The sequence below is a fragment of the Massilia antarctica genome, from assembly GCF_015689335.1.
Lineage (GTDB): Bacteria > Pseudomonadota > Gammaproteobacteria > Burkholderiales > Burkholderiaceae_D > Telluria_A > Telluria_A antarctica.
This window is the reverse complement of the sequence record NZ_CP065053.1, coordinates 4,129,666-4,150,284: the sequence shown is the minus strand read 5'-3', so window position 1 is coordinate 4,150,284 and position 20,619 is coordinate 4,129,666. Positions and strand designations below refer to the sequence as shown.

15 protein-coding genes and 5 tRNA genes are annotated in these 20,619 nt (G+C 63.4%); 3 read left to right on the top strand and 17 right to left on the bottom strand.

Translation table 11 applies throughout. The annotated features are described in order from the left end of the window. Positions 1 to 172: 172 nt before the first annotated feature. From IV454_RS18605 to IV454_RS18570, 8 genes are all read right to left on the bottom strand, one after another. A complete protein-coding gene (locus tag IV454_RS18605) occupies positions 173 to 2,839 on the bottom strand; it encodes an HAD-IC family P-type ATPase (protein WP_229521695.1) in 2,667 nt (888 codons plus the stop codon). Between the two features lie 622 nt (positions 2,840 to 3,461). Continuing rightward, a complete protein-coding gene (locus IV454_RS18600) occupies positions 3,462 to 4,667 on the bottom strand; it encodes an ABC transporter permease (protein WP_206087278.1) in 1,206 nt (401 codons plus the stop codon). After that, positions 4,667 to 5,398 carry an ABC transporter ATP-binding protein gene (locus IV454_RS18595; protein WP_206087277.1) on the bottom strand — a complete coding sequence of 244 codons (732 nt, stop codon included), beginning with the start codon at positions 5,396 to 5,398 and terminating at the stop codon, positions 4,667 to 4,669. The genes IV454_RS18600 and IV454_RS18595 overlap by 1 nt, the downstream gene beginning before the upstream one ends. Further along, entirely contained in the window at positions 5,395 to 6,735 is a 1,341-nt protein-coding gene (locus tag IV454_RS18590) for an efflux RND transporter periplasmic adaptor subunit (protein ID WP_206087276.1), read from the bottom strand. Before IV454_RS18590 ends, IV454_RS18595 begins: the two co-directional genes overlap by 4 nt. Next, complete coding sequence (locus tag IV454_RS18585; RefSeq protein WP_206087275.1) at positions 6,732 to 8,207, bottom strand: efflux transporter outer membrane subunit; 1,476 nt, start codon at positions 8,205 to 8,207, stop codon at positions 6,732 to 6,734. Before IV454_RS18585 ends, IV454_RS18590 begins: the two co-directional genes overlap by 4 nt. 12 nt (positions 8,208 to 8,219) lie before the next feature. Then, a complete protein-coding gene (locus IV454_RS18580) occupies positions 8,220 to 8,711 on the bottom strand; it encodes a DUF1269 domain-containing protein (RefSeq protein WP_206087274.1) in 492 nt (163 codons plus the stop codon). A gap of 108 nt (positions 8,712 to 8,819) precedes the next feature. After that, positions 8,820 to 10,727, bottom strand: a complete 1,908-nt coding sequence (gene dnaK / locus IV454_RS18575) for a molecular chaperone DnaK (RefSeq protein ID WP_206087273.1) — start codon at positions 10,725 to 10,727, stop codon at positions 8,820 to 8,822. Between the two features lie 245 nt (positions 10,728 to 10,972). Continuing rightward, positions 10,973 to 11,125, bottom strand: a complete 153-nt coding sequence (locus tag IV454_RS18570; RefSeq protein WP_206087272.1) for a hypothetical protein — start codon at positions 11,123 to 11,125, stop codon at positions 10,973 to 10,975. A 132-nt stretch (positions 11,126 to 11,257) separates the two neighbouring features. On the opposite strand from IV454_RS18570, the gene IV454_RS18565 reads away from it, so the two are divergent. From IV454_RS18565 to IV454_RS18555, 3 genes are all read left to right on the top strand, one after another. After that, on the top strand, positions 11,258 to 11,800 hold the full coding sequence (locus tag IV454_RS18565) for a cytochrome b (protein ID WP_206087271.1): 543 nt from the start codon (positions 11,258 to 11,260) through the stop codon (positions 11,798 to 11,800). 135 nt (positions 11,801 to 11,935) lie between these two features. Next, positions 11,936 to 12,913 carry a cation diffusion facilitator family transporter gene (locus IV454_RS18560; RefSeq protein WP_229522337.1) on the top strand — a complete coding sequence of 326 codons (978 nt, stop codon included), beginning with the start codon at positions 11,936 to 11,938 and terminating at the stop codon, positions 12,911 to 12,913. A gap of 274 nt (positions 12,914 to 13,187) precedes the next feature. Continuing rightward, positions 13,188 to 15,632, top strand: a complete 2,445-nt coding sequence (locus IV454_RS18555) for a PAS domain S-box protein (RefSeq protein ID WP_206087270.1) — start codon at positions 13,188 to 13,190, stop codon at positions 15,630 to 15,632. 413 nt (positions 15,633 to 16,045) lie between these two features. On the opposite strand, the gene IV454_RS18550 is transcribed toward IV454_RS18555, so the two are convergent. From IV454_RS18550 to pdxJ, 9 genes are all read right to left on the bottom strand, one after another. Further along, positions 16,046 to 16,119 (bottom strand) — tRNA-Cys (locus IV454_RS18550). 66 nt (positions 16,120 to 16,185) lie between these two features. Next, positions 16,186 to 16,261 (bottom strand) — tRNA-Gly (locus IV454_RS18545). A 54-nt stretch (positions 16,262 to 16,315) separates the two neighbouring features. Further along, positions 16,316 to 16,391, bottom strand: a tRNA-Gly gene (locus IV454_RS18540). A gap of 54 nt (positions 16,392 to 16,445) precedes the next feature. After that, a tRNA-Gly gene (locus tag IV454_RS18535) sits at positions 16,446 to 16,521 on the bottom strand. A gap of 77 nt (positions 16,522 to 16,598) precedes the next feature. Further along, a tRNA-Gly gene (locus tag IV454_RS18530) sits at positions 16,599 to 16,674 on the bottom strand. Between the two features lie 91 nt (positions 16,675 to 16,765). Then, on the bottom strand, positions 16,766 to 17,350 hold the full coding sequence (gene pgsA / locus IV454_RS18525; protein WP_054267256.1) for a CDP-diacylglycerol--glycerol-3-phosphate 3-phosphatidyltransferase: 585 nt from the start codon (positions 17,348 to 17,350) through the stop codon (positions 16,766 to 16,768). A 134-nt stretch (positions 17,351 to 17,484) separates the two neighbouring features. Then, positions 17,485 to 19,401 carry an excinuclease ABC subunit UvrC gene (gene uvrC, locus IV454_RS18520; protein WP_229521694.1) on the bottom strand — a complete coding sequence of 639 codons (1,917 nt, stop codon included), beginning with the start codon at positions 19,399 to 19,401 and terminating at the stop codon, positions 17,485 to 17,487. A gap of 26 nt (positions 19,402 to 19,427) precedes the next feature. Next, on the bottom strand, positions 19,428 to 19,820 hold the full coding sequence (gene acpS, locus IV454_RS18515) for a holo-ACP synthase (RefSeq protein WP_206087269.1): 393 nt from the start codon (positions 19,818 to 19,820) through the stop codon (positions 19,428 to 19,430). Between the two features lie 16 nt (positions 19,821 to 19,836). Continuing rightward, positions 19,837 to 20,604: a pyridoxine 5'-phosphate synthase gene (gene pdxJ / locus IV454_RS18510; RefSeq protein WP_206087268.1), complete on the bottom strand. Its 768-nt coding sequence runs from the start codon at positions 20,602 to 20,604 to the stop codon at positions 19,837 to 19,839. Between the last annotated feature and the right edge of the window lie 15 nt (positions 20,605 to 20,619).

Sequence of the window (20,619 nt, the reverse complement as noted above, 5' to 3'; positions counted from 1 at the left end):
ACTTTGAGGGTGGCCATGATGAAGGTGGATGCGTCACCGATCTGGTGGCAAGCGCATGCAGGTCCCTTGCAAGCCGCCTTGAAATGCGATCGGACTAACGAAAAGTGATGCTGCGCGGTCCGCTGATGCGCCGCCGCGTTTGGGCAAGTACGTCACCGAATGATCGGACCGCTCAGGACGCTGCCGGCAAGATTTTCCGCAACGCCGATCCGTTTCGCCGTAAACGAACTCCCCACTTGCGCAGTTCCTCCACCCACAGTACGCTGCTCGCCAACGCCACGAGGGGAAGCAGATTGGCGGGCGGAATCGGCAGCGTGTGGAACAGCGCGTTCAAGGGCGGCCAGTACAACACGCCAGCGTGCAGCACAATGCTCAGGGCCAGGCCGCCAATCAACCAGCGATTGCGCAGGATGCCGAACTGCAGGACCGAGCGCGACGCCGACTGGCAGTTCAGCGCATTGAACCACTGGCACAGCGCCAGTATGGTGAAGGTTTCAGTCCGTACAAGGTCGTAAGGCACGCCATTGGACTGGCGCCATACGAACCAGCCGAAGGTAGCGGCCACCGCCATCGGGGTCAGCATCGCGATGCGCCAGAGCATGGCGTTATCCAGCAGCCGGTCGTTGCGCGGAATCGGCGCCCGGCGCATTTCATCGCCGTCCGGCGGATCCATCACCAGATTGACTGTCAGCGTGCTTTCGGTAACGATGTTAATCCACAGAATCTGTACCGCGGCCAGCGGCAGCGGGAACCCGGCGAGCAGCGCCAGGAGGAGCACGAGTACCTCATCGATCGACGTAACGAACAGGAACAGAATCACTTTCTTCAAGTTACGGTAGACCACCCTTCCCTGCTCGACCGCGCCAACGATGGTGGCGAAGTTATCATCGGTAATAACGATCTTTGCCGCGCTCTTGGCCACCTCGGTGCCGGTGATGCCCATCGCCACACCGACGTCCGCCCGGGCCAGCGCCGGGGCGTCGTTGACCCCATCCCCGGTCATGGCGACAACGTCGCCGCGCGCTTGCAGCGCTTCCACAATGCGCAATTTCTGCGCCGGGTGCACGCGCGCGAACACGGCAATGTTATCCAGTCCTTCCAGCAATTCGGCATCGTTCATGCGCTCCAGTTCCGCGCCGTCGACGCCACGATCCCCGTCCTGCACGATTCCCAACGCGCGTGCAATGGCCATCCCGGTCAGCTTGTGATCGCCCGTGACCATGATCGGCCGGATCCCGGCCGCGCGGCATGCGCTCACCGCTACCTTGACCTCTTCACGGGGTGGATCGATCTGACCGAGCATGCCGAGCAAGGTGGCGCGACCGGCTAGTTGGTCGAAGCCGGCCGCCGATTCCAGCCGATAGTTATCGATACTTGCAACGGCCAGCACGCGCAATGCGCGCCCGGCCATCTCGTCGGCGGCCGCGTGGGCGGCGTGCAGCGCTGCCTGGCCATCGCCGCCGCACAGCCGCAGCACGGCCTCGGGCGCACCCTTGATGTAAACCGTGCATGGACCAGCCACGCTGCGGTGACTGGTGGCCATCATCTTCGTGTCCGAATCAAACGGTACTTCGGCCACGCGCGGGCAATTCCTGCGCACATCGCCGATCTCGACACCGGCCTTGTTAGCGGCGACCAGCAAGGCCGCTTCGGTCGGGTCGCCGAGCACCGTCCACTGGGTCGTTTCGCCCCCGGGAGGAAGCAGTTCGGCGTCGTTGCATAGCACGACGGCCTCCAACAATGCCATGAGCTGAGGGTCGGCGCCCGCCAGCGCAGCCCCCGATTCGGTCAGATCGCCCTGCGGCGCGTACCCCACCCCGGCGATATCGATGACCCTTCCGCCGAGCAACCATAGCGCGCTCACGGTCATTTCGTTGCGCGTGAGCGTGCCGGTCTTGTCGCTGCAAATGACGGTGATCGCCCCCAGGGTCTCGACCGCCGACAGGCGGCGAATGATGGCCCCGCGTGCGGCCATGCGCCGCATGCCGACGGCGAGCGCGATCGTCATCGCCACTGGCAGTCCTTCGGGTATCACCGATACCATTTGGCTGATCGCCACCATCAGCACCTCGGAGAACGGCAGGCCGCGCGCCAGACCGAGCACCATCACCGCCACGAAGAGCCCGATCGCGGCGATCACCAGGTAGCGGCCGAATTGGGTGATGCGAACCTCCAGCGGAGTCTTCGGTTCCTCGGCGCCTTCGGTCAGGCGCGCGATGGCGCCTACTTCGGTATGAATGCCGGTGGCGGTGACCAGTGCGCGCGCCCGGCCGGCGCTGATGTAGGTACCGGAAAACACCATATTGCGTCGATCCGCCAGGCCGGTCGCTTCCGGCAAGGCCGCTGCATTCTTCGACACCGGGACCGATTCGCCCGTCAGTGTGGCCTCGGCCACCGCCAGCGCGGCCGCGTCGATCAGACGGGCGTCAGCCCCGACCGCGTCACCGGCGGCCAGTAACAGTATGTCGCCAGGGACCAGGTCGCGTGCCGCCACGGCCTGCTCGCCGCCATCGCGCAGCACGCGCACCTGCAAGGTCGACAGCTTGCGCAGGGCAGCCATCGAGCGTTCGGCGCGCCCCTCCTGATAGGTCCCGATCAGGGCGTTGGCCAGCACCACCCCCAAGATCACGGCAGCGTCCCCCCAATGCCCCATGGCGGCCGCCAACGCCGCGGCGACGAACAAGATATCAATCAGCGGGCTTTGAAACTGGCGCAGCAGGACAATGAAAAACGCGCGTTGAGCGGGCTCGGGCAGCGCGTTCGGCCCGTGCTCGAGCAGGCGTCGGGCCACCGCCTGCGACGACAGCCCCGTCGTCGCGTCGCTGCTCAAGCGCTCCATGGCAATGCCTGACTCCAGGGCATGCCAGGGATGCGCCTGGGTTGACTGTGACGCGTTCACGGAGCGGACTGGAGGGCCGCGGCGGCGTCCGACTGTGCAGTAACATCGACACTCGCGGACCAGCGAAAAGCTGTACTGCGATAAACGCATCCGCGGTCTAATAAATTGGTCAACATATTTCCTCCAGGTTGGAGCGCGGCGTTCTCGTCACCGCTCAGGTACTACATCAAGTTGGAGGGCGTCTGCGGCGTTTCGCCATGCAATTGCCATGTCGTTGACAAGCGCCTGACGTTGGCGGCAGCGCTAACGGATCGGGACGGCCTGGTCGCGCGCGCCGTCACCTCACGGAGCGCTCTGTCCTGGTCCGCTTGCCGTGCGGCATTCGATGTCCCGAGCCCGCCGGCCAGACGTCGGAAAATGGAGAATGGGGTACTCACGGCGTAGTCCTTGATCAATGAGAGAAACGATGTGGCCGGGATGTACGTTGGGGCCGCCGCGTGCCGCGCCAAGGGCCGAAGCGCGGCTGCCAATCGATCCATTGTGAACGCTTCCGCAAGCCCAGTCTGTGCGCGACCGAACCCGCGCCGCACGAACTGGGCCAACATCGACGGCGCAGTTCGGCCTATTCATGCCTTAACGCCTCGATCGGATCCATCTGTGCGGCGCGCCGGGCCGGAAAATAGCCGAACAGGACGCCAATCGCGGCCGAAAAAAGGAAGGACAGCAGATTGATGGCCGGATCGAATGCATACGGCACGCCCATCACGCTGGCCAGCCCATACGAGGCGCCGCCGGCGATGACGATTCCCACCAGCCCGCCCAGCGTCGCCAGCACGACGGCCTCTATCAAAAACTGCAGCAATACTTCGTTCTCGAGCGCGCCAATGGCCAGCCGCAGGCCGATTTCGCGCGTGCGTTCCGTCACGCTGACGAGCATGATATTCATGATGCCGATGCCACCGACTAACAGACTCACAGCGGCGACCGCGCCCAGCAGGGTTGTCATCACTCTGGTGGTGCCGGAAAGCGTATCGGCCAGTTGCTGCGTGTCGAGGATGTTGAAGTTGTCGTCGTCGCCGTCGGCGCGCTGGCGGCGCTCGCGCAACAGTTGCCGCAAGCTTGCCTTCAGGCGCGCGCTGTCGCTGCCCTCTTCCATCGACACGAGCAGGGTAGCGACCTTGAGACTGCCCGTGACCCTGCGCTGCAGCGTGCGCAATGGCAGCACGACAGTGTCGTCCTGGTCGTTGCCCATCGCCCCCTGGCCTTTCGAGGCCAGCACGCCGATCACATCGCATGAGAACTGCTTGATGCGCAATTGCTCGCCGAGTCCGGCCTTGCCACCGAAGATCTCGCGCCGCACGGTTTCACCGATGATGCACACGGCCGCGCCGGCGCCCTGTTCCTCGTCTTCAAACAGGCGCCCGTGGGCGATGTTCCAATTGCCTATCGCAAACCAGGCATTGCTGCTGCCGGTCACGCTGGTGGCCCAATTGCGCCCGTTGCCCACGACGGTGACGCTGGCGCGCCCTTCAGGAGCGGCCGCCGCAACACCACCGATCTGCGCCAGGATCGCTTGCGCATCGGCCTGCTTGAATTGCGGCGCCCGTGCGGCGCCTCCCGGTCCCTGGCGTTGTCCTGCCCGCACCATCAACAGATTGGCGCCCAGACCCGAGATCTGATTCTGCACGGCCAAGGTCGCGCCTTTCCCCAAGGTGACCATGGTGATGACCGCGCTCACACCGATGACGATGCCCAGTATCGTGAGAAAGGAACGCAGCAGATTACGCCGGATCGAGCGCAGCGCGAGCATGAGCGTGCTCGTCAACATCAGCGCGTCTCCGCCACGATCGGCGCTTCAGTCAGCGGATGCGGATTGACGACATCGCCGGCAATGCTGCCGTCGACGAAGCGCACCAGCCGGTGCGCGTAGGCGGCCATGTCCGGCTCGTGCGTCACCATCAGCACCGTGATGCCGTGGTCCCGGTTCAATGCCAGGATCAGCCCCATGATCTCGTGGCTGCGCTGGGTGTCGAGGTTTCCGGTGGGCTCGTCGGCCAGCAACACGGCCGGCGCGGTGACGATCGCGCGCGCGATCGCCACCCGCTGCTGCTGCCCCCCGGACAGTTCGGCCGGCGTGTGGTGCTCCCAGCCAGCAAGCCCAACCGAGCGCAGCGCTTCAAGCGCCGCCGCGCGCCGCGCCTTGGGATTGTCGCCGCGATAGAGCAGCGGCAACTCCACGTTTTCCCGGGCCGATGTGCGGGCAAGCAAATTGAAGCCCTGGAACACAAAACCCAGATAGCGGCGCCGCAGGCGGGCGCGCTGGTCGCGCGAAAGCGTCTCGACATGCACACCCTTGAAGATGTAATGGCCCGCGCTGGGGGTATCCAGTCCCCCAAGAATATTCATCGCGGTGGACTTGCCGGAGCCGCTGGGCCCCATGATGGCGACAAACTCGCCGGCCGCGATGTCAAGGTCGACGCCCTTGAGCGCCATGAGCCGCGCCGGGCCCGTGCCGTAGACCTTGCTCACGCCACACAGGCGGATCAGCAGCGCGCTCATTTGGCGGCCACCTTCTTCTGGTCCGTGATCACGCGCATGCCCGCCTGCAGATCGCCGCCGGTAATTTCCGTCATGCGCCCGTCGCTGATGCCCGGCGTCACCGCTAGCGCCACCGCCACACCCTTGCCATCGTTCGACAGCACCCACACTTCGCGCGCTTGCGCGGTGCTGGCACCGGCGGCGGCCGATTTGCGCGTACCGTTGCGCGGGCGGCCGGGAATCAGGCTGGCGACGATGCCGCCCTTTGGCGTGGCCGTGCCGGCGACCGTGGGCGTGAAGCGCAGTGCGGCATTGGGTACCAGCAGCACATCGTCATGTTGCATCGCAATAATGGTGGCGCTGGCCGTCATGCCGGGACGCAGGCTCAGCTCGGCGTTGTCCACATCGAGGTAGGTCAGATAGGTCACGACATTGTCGGTGATCGTCGAACCAAAGCCGACCCGGGTGATACGGGCCGGGAATTTGCGGCCGGGATAGGCGCTGACCGTGAATGTCGCATCTTGCCCCGCCTTGACGGAGCCGACATCGGCCTCGTCGACGTAGACCCAGAGCCGCAATCTGGCAAGGTCTTCGGCCACGCTGAACAAGGTGACGGCCTGCAGCGAAGCGGCCACCGCGTTGCCTGGGTCGACATTGCGCGTGAGGACCACGCCATCGGCGGGCGCGCTGATGGAGGATTTGAACAGGTTGATCCGATCGGTCGACAGCGCCGCCTGCGCATCGGCCACGCCGGCGCGTGCACCGGCCTGGTCGGCGCGCGCACGATCGCGCGTGGCGCGCGCGCTATCGAGCTCTTTTTGGGCCGGAACCATGCCGTTTGACAACAGCGCTACCTCCTCGAAACGGGCCAGCGTGGCCTGCGCCTCTTTTACCGTGGCCGCCGTTTGCGCCAGCTTCGCGCTCGCTGCGCCGAGCGCAGCGGTGGAACGCAGGACCTGGTTGCGCAATTTGGCCGGGTCCAGTTCGACCAGCACCTGCCCCTTCTTGATGTGGTCGTTGACATCGACATGGACCGTCAGTACGGTGCCCGACAGTTCACTGCCAATATTGATCGAGCGCGTAGCTTGCAAGGTGCCGTTGGCGGTCACGCTCAGCGTGAGGTTTCCGCGCGCGACCAGCTGCGTGGTGTAGCTCGGCCTGGCGCCGGCCTCGCGTCCGGCCGCCCAGTACCACAGCGCTCCCGCCGACAGCAGCGCAACCAGGACAGCGCTCCATAGCAAGGGGCTGCGATACCATGGGCGGCGGCCGGGTTCGCCGAGCAAGGTGGCGATATCGCCTGGCGCCGATGCGCTGTCGGGATCGGGTACGACCGCGGTCGAGGGAGGCGCCGGGTTCATTGACGGTCTGCTGAAGTGGGTGCTGCGGCCGGGGTGGTCGTCGCATCCTGCGCCTGCGGATTCCAGCCGCCGCCCAGTGCCTTGTACAAGCGCACATGGTCGGTGCTGACATCGATGCCGGCGCTGACCACGCCATCCTGTGTGGACAGCTGCGTGCGCTGCGTATCGAGTACCACCTGGAAATCGACGATGCCACTGCTGAACCATTGACGTGCCAGGCGCGCGGCATTGGCGGCAGCCGCGGCCGCAAGACGCAGGCGCGCCTGGCGTTCGCGGTCGCTGCGCAACGCGACCAGGGCATCCTCGACCTCGGTCAGGGCATTGAGCACACTGGCACGGTAGGCGGCAAGGGCCATATCGCGCGCTCCTTGCTGCATCCGCACCTGGGCGCGCAGGGCGCCACCGTCGAACCAGGGCGCCGCCATGCCGGCGAGCACGGTGCCGGCCAGCGCCGCGCCGCCACTGAGCGCGCCCAGCGTGCGCCCGCTCAGGCCCAGCGAACCGGCAAGCCGGAAGTCAGGCAAGCGCGCCGCATTCGCTTGCGCCACGCGGGCCATGGCCAGCGCCACCAGATGCTCGGCCGCGCGCACGTCGGGCCGCTGGCGCAAGGTGTCGGCCGGGATGCGCAATGCCAGGCTCTCGCCCGCTTGCGGGACCGGACCGGCTTCGGCCAGGGCGCTGGCCAAGGCAGCCGGAGGGCGCCCGGCCAGCCCTGCGAGCGCATGGCCCAATTGTTCTATGCTCGATTGAAACGCCGGCAATTGGGCGCGCGTCTGTGCGACGGCCGCACGCGCCTGCTCGAACTCCAATTCACTGACCAATCCGGCTTGCAAGCGCCAACGGGTGATGTCGAAAGTAGTTTGCTGGCTTGCCAGATTGGCGCGAGCAAGCGCAAGCCGCGCCTGGGCGCCGCGCATGGCAATGTAATTGATCGCCACCTCGGCGCACACGGACACTTGCACATCGGCCAGGCTGGCGGCGCTCGCTGCGGCGGCAGCCGCGCTGGCGGCAAGCGCGCTGCGCTGAGCGCCGAACAGGTCGAGCTCCCAGCTTGCGTCGAGTCGGGCCGCGAAGCGCTTGCCGCTATCGTTGCCACCGCCCGCACCATGTTGCGCCGATGCCGAGGCCAGCATGGCCGGCCGCAGTGCGGCCGCTGACACGTCGCGCAGCGCCCGCGCCTGGCGCAGGGCCGCCTGGGCACCGACCACGCTGGTGTTCGTCAGCAACGCTTGCGCTATCAAGCGGCTCAGCATCGGATCGTCGAAGCGCAGCCACCATTGCGCCAATTCCGCCGTTCCGGGGGCGAGAATGTCGGCGTGGGCCGACCATGCTGCCGGCACATCGTTCATCGCCGTACCCGGAAGCTGGGACGCGACCGATGTGCAAGCGCTGACCAACGCCAGCGCCCACGCCGCGAAAATCACGCCCATGCGCCGGGCAGTGCCGCGATGATCGCGCTCAGGGCATCGCATGGTGGCCGTTCCTTACTTGGGCGGCACGAGGTCGGCCAGCAAAGCGCTCGCTTTCGCCACGTCCTGCGCGCTGCCGTGGACCATCAGCAAATACTTGTCGGCCTTGAGGGCGGTCTCGTATTCGATGACTTTGTCATTGCCAATGTCCGAGCTGCTCAGCGCCGCTCCCAATGCCGAGAAGCCGCCAACGAGCACGGCCCCTTCCAGCGCCCCGATGAGCGCGGTCACGATTGGTCCGGCCAGCGCAAGCAGTCCGATGCCCGGGATGAAAAATACTGCCGGTGCCAGCAGCAAGCCCCCTATGCCGCCCCAGAGTGCACCCGTGGTCCCCCAGGACTTGATGCGATCGCCTTGCGAATAAAAGCCGACTGCATGTTCCTCACTGTGATATCCCTTGCCAATGAGCGAAAGCTTGGTCACATCGAAACCAGCTTTGCTCATTGCGCGAATCGCGTCTTCCGCTTCGACATGGGTGTTAAAGACATAGACATAGCCGATTTTCATATTTTTCCGATCATTTCAGGTGGTGTAGCATTGACACGAACGCCGACAGGCTGTCCGTGATGGGGGACCATTGCCGCGCCTTCGACAAGGACAGGCGGCGCGGCCGACCTATCTTGCCTCGGTGAAGTCGGCGTCGACGACGTCCTCGCGCTGCGTGGCCGCCTCTGCCGCAGGCGCGCCATCGTGCGCTGCCTGATGCCGGGCACGAGCAAGTTCGTCCAGCTTGCCCGCAGCCGCCGACAGCGCCGCGATTCTCGGTTCCAGCTCCGCCTGAGTTCCAAATTGAAGTACAGCATCGAGCCCCGCGATTGCCGCTTCAACGCTGTCGCGCTCGTTCGCCGGCAGCTTGTCGCCGTGGGCGAGCAAGGCCTTGCGCGTCGTGTGGATCAGCGCGTCGGCCGCATTGCGCATGTCGGCAAGTGCCTTGAGCTGTTTGTCGCCTTCGGCATTGATGTCAGCGTCGTTGACCATCTTCTGGATCTCCGCCTCGGTCAGGCCGGAGTTGGCCTTGATCGTAATCTTGTTTTCCTTGCCGGACGCCTTGTCCCTGGCCCCCACGTGCAAGATGCCGTTGGCATCGATGTCGAACGACACATCGATCTGCGGGGTGCCGCGCGCAGCGGGCGGAATGCCTTCCAGATTGAATTCGCCGAGCGCCTTGTTGCCGGCCACGATCTCGCGTTCGCCCTGGTAGACTTTGATGGTCACGGCGGGCTGGTTATCGTCGGCGGTCGAAAACACCTGGCTGAACCTGGTTGGAATGGTGGTGTTCTTGTGGATCATCTTGGTCATCACGCCACCCATGGTTTCGATTCCCAGCGACAGGGGTGTCACGTCAAGCAGCAGCAGATCCTTGCGCTCACCCGACAACACCGAGCCTTGCAAGGCCGCGCCCACGGCAACGGCTTCGTCCGGATTGACATCCTTGCGCGGCTCCTTGCCGAAGAATTCCTTGACCTTCTCCTGCACCTTGGGCATGCGCGTCATGCCACCGACGAGGATGATGTCGTCGATCTCGGCAACCTTGACGCCGGCATCCCTGATGGCGACGCGGCACGGTTCGATGGTCGCGGCGATCAGCTCCTCGACCAGCGACTCGAGCTTGACGCGGGTGAACTTCAGGTTCAAGTGCACCGGTGCACCGTTTGCCATGGCGATATACGGCTCGTTGATGTCGGTCTGCTGGGCCGACGACAATTCGATCTTCGCGCGCTCGGCCGATGCCTTGATACGCTGCAGGGCAATCGGATCCTTCTTCAAGTCCAGGCCGTTGATTTTCTTGAATTCGTCGATGATGTAGTCGATGATGCGCTGGTCAAAGTCTTCGCCGCCGAGGAAAGTATCACCGTTGGTCGACAGGACTTCAAATTGCTTTTCCCCGTCGACAGTGGCGATGTCGATGATCGACACGTCGAAGGTGCCGCCGCCCAGGTCGTACACGGCGATCTTGCGGTCGTCCTTGTTGCTCTTGTCCAGGCCGAAGGCGAGCGCCGCCGCGGTCGGCTCGTTGATGATGCGCTTGACGTCCAGGCCGGCGATGCGTCCCGCGTCCTTGGTCGCCTGGCGTTGCGCATCGTTGAAATAGGCCGGTACCGTGATCACTGCCTCGGTGACCTCAGCGCCCAGGTAGTCTTCCGCCGTTTTCTTCATCTTGCGCAGGACTTCGGACGATATTTGCGGCGGTGCCAGCTTCTTGTCGCGCACGCCGATCCAGGCGTCGCCATTGTCGGCCTTGACAATTTGAAACGGCATGAGCGCAATATCCTTCTGTACTTCCTTTTCGTCGAATTTGCGGCCAATCAGGCGTTTGACGGCGAACAGCGTATTTTTCGGATTGGTGACGGCTTGCCGCTTGGCCGCGGCGCCCACCAGGATTTCCCCATCCTCCTGGTAAGCGATGATCGACGGCGTGGTGCGGGTGCCTTCCGCATTCTCGATGACCTTCGGCTGGCCGTTCTCGATGATGGCCACGCACGAGTTCGTCGTGCCCAGGTCGATCCCGATGATTCTTCCCATGACGCTTCTCCTGATAGCTAATGTTGACGGACGAAACCGGCCTACACTACGTTCCAGGGTGTGCCTGAACAGCTTGCTTGAGTGACCGTCATTCAGTCTCGATGGGAGCGGAACCTGCGATCTGTGCGCTAACCCACACACCTCGTACGCCTCGGTGCAATAATTCCAAGCAATACTTGCATTTTTGATGTGGATCAAAAATTCCACTTGAAACAGGGTTGCCCCCGAGCGGCATGACCCGGTTTTCAGCCAGCAATCACATCGTCGAAGGGAGGCACAACAGCCCAGGGACGCGCCGTGATCCGCACCCCGTCGCAGCGCAGACCTGGCAGCGGCCCGAAGCCCAGTCCCAGGCGCGCCAGGGGACCTTCTCGGGCGGAAGCATTTTTGATATACATCAACGTTTTTTCGAGACTGGATCAATACACTCAATCGCATTGCATCGTTGACGCGTCGCCATGCCCTGCCATTCCTGACGGTCGCGAGTCCCCTGCTGCACGTCGACATGGTTGACACGTTCTGGAGAATGTATGAAATGGAGAAACAGTCCGACGCAATACGGGTGGCTTCCCGCAGGCCTGCATTGGTTCGTCCTGTTCCTGCTGGCGGCGGTTTACGCAAGCATGGAGCTGCGCGATTTTTATCCGAAGGGCAGCAGCATGCGCGAAGCGATGAAAACCTGGCACTACATGCTCGGCATTTCCACCCTTGCCTTGACGGCTTTGCGCCTGGCCGTTTACTTCATGGGACCTGCCCCGGCAATTTCGCCCGCCCCGGCGCAGTGGCAGGCGACGGCGGCCAAGTCGATGAAGGCGGCGCTGTATGTCTTCATGCTCGGCATGCCGATATTGGGATGCTTGCTTCTGAGCGCAAAAGGCACGCCAATTCCCTTCTTCGGATTGCATCTCCCGGCGCTTCTCAATGAAAGCAAGGCGTTGGCGCGCGTGCTCAAGGAGATCCACGAGACCGGTGCGACAGTCGGCTATGTCCTGATCGGCGTGCATGCAAGCGCAGCCCTGTATCACCACTACCTGCTGCGCGATGACACGCTGCGCAGAATGCTCCCGAAATGAGACGGTTCAAGCGCACCGACGCCTGCGTGGAGAACGCGCGCGGCGGCGCAGGCCGGGCAAGTATTTCCTTGCCACGATCAACGGCAGCAAGCGCCACACCCGACCTGGCGCGCCAGGTGCTTGAACATGGCAGTGATGATGAATGTTAACGACACTGTCGACAATGCTGACGACGACACGCATACGGCGGCCGAGCGCAGCGCCGCTGCGTCGCGCAGTACCTGGATCAGTGTCGCCGTCAACATCGCACTGAGCTGCGTGCAGATCACGGTCGGCGTACTGGCAAAATCGCAGGGATTGATCGCCGACGGCATGCACTCGCTATCCGACCTGGTCGCTGATTTTGTCGTGCTGTTCGCAAGCCATCACGGCGCCAAGCAAGCCGATGCGGACCACCCCTACGGCCACCAGCGCTTCGAAAATGCCGCTTCGCTGGTCGTGGGCACTTTGCTGCTCGTTGTCGGTGCCGCCATGGCGTGGTCCGCCATCGGCAAGCTGGCAGCCCCGGAAACCATTCCACTGGTCCATGCGGCGGCACTCGCCGTGGCGGCGCTAGCCCTGGTGGCGAAGGAAATCTTGTTCCGCTATATGCTGAAGATCGCCACGCGGGTCAAGTCAAGCATGCTTGTCGCCAATGCCTGGCATGCCCGCTCGGATGCGGCATCCTCCCTGGTGGTGGGGATAGGGATCGCCGGAAACCTGGCGGGCTATCCCCTGCTCGATCCCATCGCCGCGCTGATCGTCGGTCTGATGATCGGCAAAATGGGGTGGGGGTTTGCATGGGATGCGCTGCATGAGTTGATGGACCGTGGCGTCGACGCGCAGGAACTGCAGGCAATCATCCTCACCCTGAAAGAAACCCCGGGTGTCATGGGGGTGCACGATGTGCGCACCCGCAAGATGGGCGACATGATCGTTGTCGATGTCCACATCGAAGTCGATGCCACGATCCCGGTCGAAGCCGGCCACGACATTGCCGTTGCCGCCCGCCGCAAGGTCATGGCGCGCCATCGGGTGTTGTCGCTGATGACGCACGTCGACCCATGGCGCCGGCCCGACGGCGATCATGCCGGCTTGCCGGCGGCGACCGGACGCGAAGATACGCCATCATGACGGCGATGCCGCGCTCGACAATCACCTGCGCCAAGCCCAGCCGCCCGGTGCCTGCCAGACCAGCACCGCAGCGGCTACAAGGACAGCCACTTGCGCGACACCCTCTGATGGGTCGATACGCTGGAGTGCATGGGGTGTCACCTCTGTCTGTGCCTTACTGCACAGACCGTAAGCGAAAGACAGTGCTACCTTTCCAGTTGACGAAAGTGTTTCTGATCTGAATTAAAATTGTCAGGTCGCGCGTTCATGCAATACACAAGAGAATGAAACCGACATGAGCAGCGTATTACGGAACAACAGGGACGCGGATGCGGCCCTGGTCGCACGGTATGAATCAGCCGGCAAGCGCTGTGGGCAGCTTGCCATCGCGCTGGGATCGGCGGTTCTGCTTGGGTGGGCGATGGGCATTGTCAGACTATGCAGCATTGTTCCCGAATGGGTGGCGATGCAGCCGAACACCGCGCTTTGCCTTATACTGGCTGGAACCTCATTGCTTGCCGCCGGAAGATCGCGCTCGGATCGGCACTGGCGTATTGTCCAGCTGCTTACCGCGACGATCGTATTCGGCATCGGACTTGCCACGCTGCTGGAATATGGCTTGGGCATGCAGTTTGGGATCGACCAGCTTATCCAAACGGGTTCCGCCGTGCACCATCGCGGGCTGGTTCCCGGCAGGATGGCGGTCGCAACCGCAACAAATTTTCTGTTGACGGGCGCCGCGCTGGCCATCCTTGATACCAGTGCGCCCCGGCTCCCGCAACTGCTGGCACTCCTTGCCATGGTCTTCGCGGCCCTGGCAATGCTGGGCTACGCCTACGGTGTGAGCGCGCTCTACGACGTCGGCTTCTTTTCCACGGTGGCGCTGCATACGGCGATTGGCATCGTGCTTGTCGGTACGGGCATTCTGCTGGTCCGTCCCACCAATGGCGTGGTCGCCGTCCTGGTGAGCGTTACCGTCGGCGGCACGCTGGCGCGACGCCTGCTGCCGCTGGTGGTGGTCGCCCCATTCTTGCTCGGCTGGCTGAGGATCGAGGGAGAACGGCGGCAATTCTATGACTCGAGCTTCGGCGTGGCCCTGACCTCGGTTACCTATGTCATCCTGTTCGCCCTGTTTACGTGGCGCACCGCCGAAGCCCTGCGGCGCAGCGATGACTTGCGCCTGGACGCGGAACAGATCAAGCAAACCGATCAGGCCCAGATGAGCGGTCTGATCGAGTCCGCGATGGATGCGATCGTCATAGTCGACGACGCTCAACGCATCATCGTTTTCAATCCGGCCGCAGAAAAAATGTTCGGCTACGAACAGGCCGACATTGTCGGCCGTTCGCTCAGCAAACTCTTGCCGCAGCGCTTCCACGCCACGCACGACACGCAACTGCGCGCCTTCGGCGTTTCCGGATCGGCCTCGCGGCGCATGGGAAGTTTGGGATCGGTGACGGCCATGCGCGCCGACGGAACGGAATTTCCCGCAGAGGCTTCGATCTCTCATTTCAATCTTGGTCAAGGTATTTTCTATACGGCCATCGTGCGCGACACAACCGAACGCACGCGCATCGAACAGGAACTGCATGCCAGCGAGAAACGCGAGCGCGAGCGTTCGCAAGAATTGAGCAACTTGCTCTTTGCAGTGCCGGCCGCGGTGTGCATTGCGCACGACCCGCTGCTGAACGAGGTCACATGCAACGCATTGGATGATCGCTGGTTTCACGGCCCCTCCTCTGATGCGTCCCCGCAGCCTGGCGTGACGGACGACGTCAAGCCCATCGGGGGCGACGATCGACCATACGGCGATATCCGCTCTGGACGGGCGGCATTGCGACAGGCGGCCGGCGGCATCGAGATGCGCGATTATGAATTCAAGCATGTAGACCCAAACGGCACCGTCCGCTATTTATTTGGCAATGCCATGCCCATCCGGGATGAACACGACATTGCGCGTGGGGCCATTTCTGCCTTCGTCGACGTGACCGAACTGAAACTGTCCGAACTGGCGATGCTGGCCGTCACGGCCGGCAGCGTGGCGAAATCGGACTACATCACCCATATGACACATGAATTGCGCACGCCGCTCAATACCATGCTGGGCTACGCGCAAATATTGGAAGCCGGCGGCCCATCACCAACGCAACTACCCGCGATAAAACAAATTATCAAGGCTGGCTGGTATTTGCGCGACTTGATCACCGAGGTGCAGGATCTGGCGACGATTGAAGCCGATTCCGCGCGATGGTCGTGCGAGTCCGTGTCCATCGACGCCTTGCTGCACGATCTGCATGCGATGATTGAACCGCTGTTGTCCGATGCCGGCCTGCATGTCACCCTGCTTGGCACCAGCGGTCTGGACATCCGCGCGAATCCGGTGCGGATCAAGCAAGTGATGCTCAATCTGCTGTCCAATGCCATCAAATACAACCGCCTCGGTGGGAGCATCGATGTGTCGCGGGCGATGGATGGGCAGGCGCAGGTGCGCATTGGGGTGCGCGATACCGGACATGGTTTGACCCAGAAAGAATTGGCGAGCTTGTTTCAACCGTTCAACCGGCTCGGCCAGGAACGCGGCCAGGAAGTCGGCACTGGGGTCGGCCTGGTGGTGACCAAGAAACTTGTCGAGTCGATGGGCGGCATCATCGGCGCGGAAAGCGAAGTCGGATGCGGGTCCTTGTTTTGGGTCAACATGCCGGTCGCAACAGACGCCACCCGATTGCTTGAGAGCGCGTAAAGCGTGCGGCCGCACCTGCGCCCGTTTCCGCCGCTCCGACATCGGTCGGGTTCGCTATCGCTTGCTGGGTCTTGAACGTGAACCTGACCGAGCCCCCCCCCCCCGGTTTGCGCATTCGGGAAGCTGGACGCATGGCTGTCGAAGCCATGCATGTAAGGAAAACTGCGCGGCCAGGCACGTTCGCCCATCGCCACCGGGCGCAAGGCTTCGGGCAGCATGGTCCAGGAGCCCCGGATACTATTGACGCTGCGCAAGCCGGAGCGCGGGTCGCGCTTGAGCGAGGTCTGGACACTTGACGGGAAGGAAGTGGAAGCGACATCCAAGGAAAGGCGTGTCCGAATGCAATCAGCCTCCCGAAGGAGGCTGATTGCATCTTGAGCCAGCTCAACATCGACTAGACCCATAGGATATTCTGGAGGCGAGGACGGGAATCGAACCCGTCTAAACGGCTTTGCAGGCCGCTGCATAACCTCTTTGCTACCTCGCCAGAGACTTGCTGCGTCACCCTGTTTGGGGTGACAAAAAAAGGAAGCGATGCTTCCCTTTTGAATTCTGGAGCGGGAGAAGAGTCTCGAACTCTCGACCTCAACCTTGGCAAGGTTGCGCTCTACCAACTGAGCTACTCCCGCATTGGAGTCCTGCATCTTACTGCTTACCGCTACTTACCACCATATCCAGAGAACTGGAGCGGGAGAAGAGTCTCGAACTCTCGACCTCAACCTTGGCAAGGTTGCGCTCTACCAACTGAGCTACTCCCGCATTGGAGCCCTGCATTCTACTACTTACCGCCACATAAAGCCAGACCGGAAAAACTGGAGCGGGAGAAGAGTCTCGAACTCTCGACCTCAACCTTGGCAAGGTTGCGCTCTACCAACTGAGCTACTCCCGCATTTTTTCAAGACAATGATTATCGCAGAAATCAGGCAACATTTCAAGGATAAGCTGACGACGTTTTCTCCAAGTATCTGGAGCGGGAGAAGAGTCTCGAACTCTCGACCTCAACCTTGGCAAGGTTGCGCTCTACCAACTGAGCTACTCCCGCTTAGTTACCACATCGTTACAACATCGTCACAACAGGGCGGCATTATAGATGATCTGAGCGGCCTGTCAAGGTTCGGCAGGCATTGCTTCCATCAATCCATCATGCCGCCCTTTTCCTTGATCAAAGGCCAGGCCAGGCGCATGTAATAAAACATCGACCAGACGGTCAGCACGGCGGCCAGGTACATCAGGTATTCGCCGAGGCGCTGGGTGTCGACGACGCGCAACAGCATGTCGTGCCACAGCAGCAGCGGAATGGCGGTCATCTGGGCGGCGGTCTTGATCTTGCCGATCGAGCTGACCGCCACCGAACGCGACGCGCCGATCTGCGCCATCCATTCGCGCAACGCCGAAATGGCGATCTCGCGGCCGATGATGATGAAGGCGATGAAGTGTTCGACCCGGTCCAGGTGCACCAGCACCAGCAGCGCGCCAGCCACCATCAGCTTGTCGGCCACCGGATCGAGGAAGGCGCCGAAGGCGGAGGTCTGGTTCCAGCGCCGCGCCAGGAAGCCGTCGAACCAGTCGGTGATGGCGGCGACGACGAACACCAGGGTGGCCGCCGTATCCTGGTCGGAGCGCGGCAGCCAGTGCGCCGGCAGGTAGTACACGCCCACCACCAGGGGAATCAGGGCTACACGTAACCAGGTCAGGAGAATCGGGATATTAAAAGGCATAGAGGCGGGCGCACTGGTTAAGCGTTGATAGATGCTTGCGCCGCTAGTCTACCTTGCTAATGATCTTTTAACCAGTTTGGGCCGTGCGCGCCGATACCACCCACAGCCCGCGTCAAGACGGGGCGTAAAGACGCTCAATGCAGCTGCTTGTAAATCTCTTCGGCCAGCTGGGTCGAGATGCCTTCCACCGACATCAGGTCTTCGACGCTGGCGTCGACCACCCCACGCAGGCCGCCAAAGCGTGCCAGCAGCTTCTGGCGGCGCTTGGCACCGATGCCCTCGATCTCTTCCAGGCGCGAGGTCTGGCGCGTCTTGGCGCGCTTGGCGCGCATGCCGGTGATGGCGAAGCGGTGCGCCTCGTCGCGGATCAGGGCGACCAGCATCAGCGCGGCCGATTCCTTGCCCAGTTCCTGCGCGGCGCGTCCGTCGACGAACATCAGGGTTTCCAGGCCGACCCGGCGCCCTTCCCCCTTGGCCACGCCGACGATCAGCGAGATATCCAGCCCCAGTTCGGCGAACACCTGGCGCGCCATTTCGATCTGGCCCTTGCCGCCGTCGATCAGCACCACGTCGGGCATGACGCCGTCGCCGTTGGCGACTTTTTCGTAACGGCGCATCAGGACCTGGCGCATGGCCGCGTAGTCGTCGCCCGGCGTGATGCCGTTGATGTTATAGCGCCGGTATTCGCCGTTCTGCATCGTGTGGTGATGGAACACCACGCACGAGGCCTGGGTCGCCTCGCCCTGCGTGTGGCTGATGTCGAAGCATTCGATGCGCAGGGCATCAAGGTCGCTCGTGTCGAGCGCGAGCGCCTCGGCCAGCGCGCGCGTGCGCGATTGCTGCGAGCCCTGCTCCGACAGCAGGCGCGCCAGCGAAATGTCGGCGCCCTTCTGCGCCATCTCCAGCCACTGGCGGCGCTGCCCCTGCGGCTGGAAAATCAGGTTGATGCGGTGCCCGCACTGCTCGGTGAGCGCCACCATCAGGGCTGGCTGGTCGAATTCGATATTCAGGATCAGCACCCCGGGGATGAATTTTTCGCTGTAGTGCTGCGCCAGGAATGCCGCCAGCACTTCGACCTCGATCGAGCCTTCGGCAATCGCGGCGGCGTCGCTGACCTGGGTCGGAAAGTAGGCGCGGTCGCCCAGGTGGCGCCCGCCGCGCACCATCGCCAGGTTGACGCAGGCGCGCCCGCCCTGCACCACCACGGCGATGATGTCGACGTCGGCGTCGCCGCCGGTTTCCATGCTTTGCTGGTGCAGCACCCGCGCCAGCGACTGGATCTGGTTGCGCACCGCGGCGGCCTGCTCGAATTTGAGTTCGCCCGCGAAAGAGTGCATCTTCGCTTCCAGGTCGGCCATCACTTCGCTCTGGCGCCCGCGCAGGAACCTGGCGGCGTTGTCGACGTCGATCTTGTAGTCGTCGCGCGTGATCAGGTCCACGCAGGGACCGCTGCAGCGGCCGATCTGATGCAGCAGGCAGGGACGCGTGCGGTTCGAGTACACGCTGTCCTCGCAGGTGCGCAGCATGAACACCTTCTGCAGGATCTGCATCGATTCCTTGACCGCCCAGGCGCTCGGGAACGGTCCGAAATACTGGTTCTTCTTGTCCACCGCGCCGCGGTAGTAAGCCATGCGCGGCACGTCCTGGCCGGTGATCTTCAGGTAGGGGTACGATTTATCGTCGCGGAACAGGATGTTAAAACGCGGCTTGAGCGTCTTGATCAGGTTATTTTCGAGGATCAGCGCCTCGGCCTCGCTGTGCGTGACGGTGGTTTCGAGGCGCGCGATGCGCTCGACCATCATGGCGATGCGCGGGCTGGCCAGGTTCTTCTGGAAGTAGCTCGACACGCGCTTCTTGAGGTCGCGCGCCTTGCCCACGTACAGGACGGCGTCGGCGGCGTCGAAATAGCGGTACACGCCCGGCAGGTTGGGCAGCTTGGCGACGGTGGCGAGCACCTGTTCGCGCGCGGCGCCGGGATCGGCCGCGGGCCCACTGGCGCAAGGTGCGCCGGGGTTCGCGTCGGGGTTTGCGTTGGAAATTACATCGGTCATTGCAGCATCAATCCGGGTCAATTCAATCAGGCTTGCCGGGTGACGATCACGAAGGCGACGCCGTAATCGGCTTCATCGCTCACCGTCACCTGGGCACTGAGCCCATTTTGCCGCATAAAGTCGGCGAGCGCGCCACTGCACACCATGACGGGCTGGCCGGCGCTCGTGTTGAGCATCTGCGCGCTGCGCCAGGCCATCGGCAGGCACAGGCCCAGGCCGATCGCTTTCGAGAACGCTTCCTTGGCGGCGAAGCGGGTGGCCAGGTAGCGCACCCCGCGCACCGCGTTCTGGGCGCGGCGCTGGCGGAACACCGCCAGTTCGTCCTCGCCCAGGATCTTGGTGGCGAAGCGTTCGCTGCGCGCCAGCGCGGCGTCGATGCGCGCGATCTGGACGATGTCGGTGCCGATCCCGTAGATCATCGGCGCGCCGCGCGGCTTATGCGGTCACGCGCGTGGCCAGGCGCGCGGCGACCATGATGGCCTTCATCTCGCGCACCGCGTTTTCGAAGCCGGCGAACAGCGCATGCGACACGATCGCGTGGCCGATATTGAGTTCGCCGATATCGGCGATCGCCGCGATGGCCTGCACGTTCTGGTAGTGCAGGCCGTGGCCGGCGTTGACCTTCAGGCCGCGCGCGACGCCGAAGCGCGCCCCGGCCCGGATGCGCTCAAGTTCGTGCGCCAGTTCGCCTGCGCCGGCTTCGGCGTAGCGTCCGGTGTGCAGTTCGATCACCGGCACTCCCATGTCGGCGGCCGCGCCGATCTGCGCTTCGTCGGCGTCGATGAAGAGGCTGACGCGAATGCCCTCCCCTTGCAGCTGCTTCACGGCCGCTTCGACTTGCCGGTAGTAGCGGATCACATCGAGGCCGCCTTCGGTGGTCACTTCCTCGCGCCGTTCGGGCACCAGGCACACGTCCTGCGGGCGTACGGCGCAGGCGAAGTCGATCATTTCGCGCGTGACGGCCGCTTCCAGGTTCATGCGCGTCATCAGCTGCGGGCGCAACGCGATGACATCGGCATCCTTGATGTGGCGCCGGTCTTCGCGCAGGTGCAGGGTGATCACGTCGGCGCCGGCCTGCTCGGCCAGCATGGCCGCGCGCAGCGGGTCCGGATAGACGGTGCCGCGCGCGTTGCGCAGGGTCGCCACATGGTCGATGTTCACACCCAGGTCGATGACCGGGCCATTCGGTTGGAGGAAGCTCATTATCGGTCGCTTGGT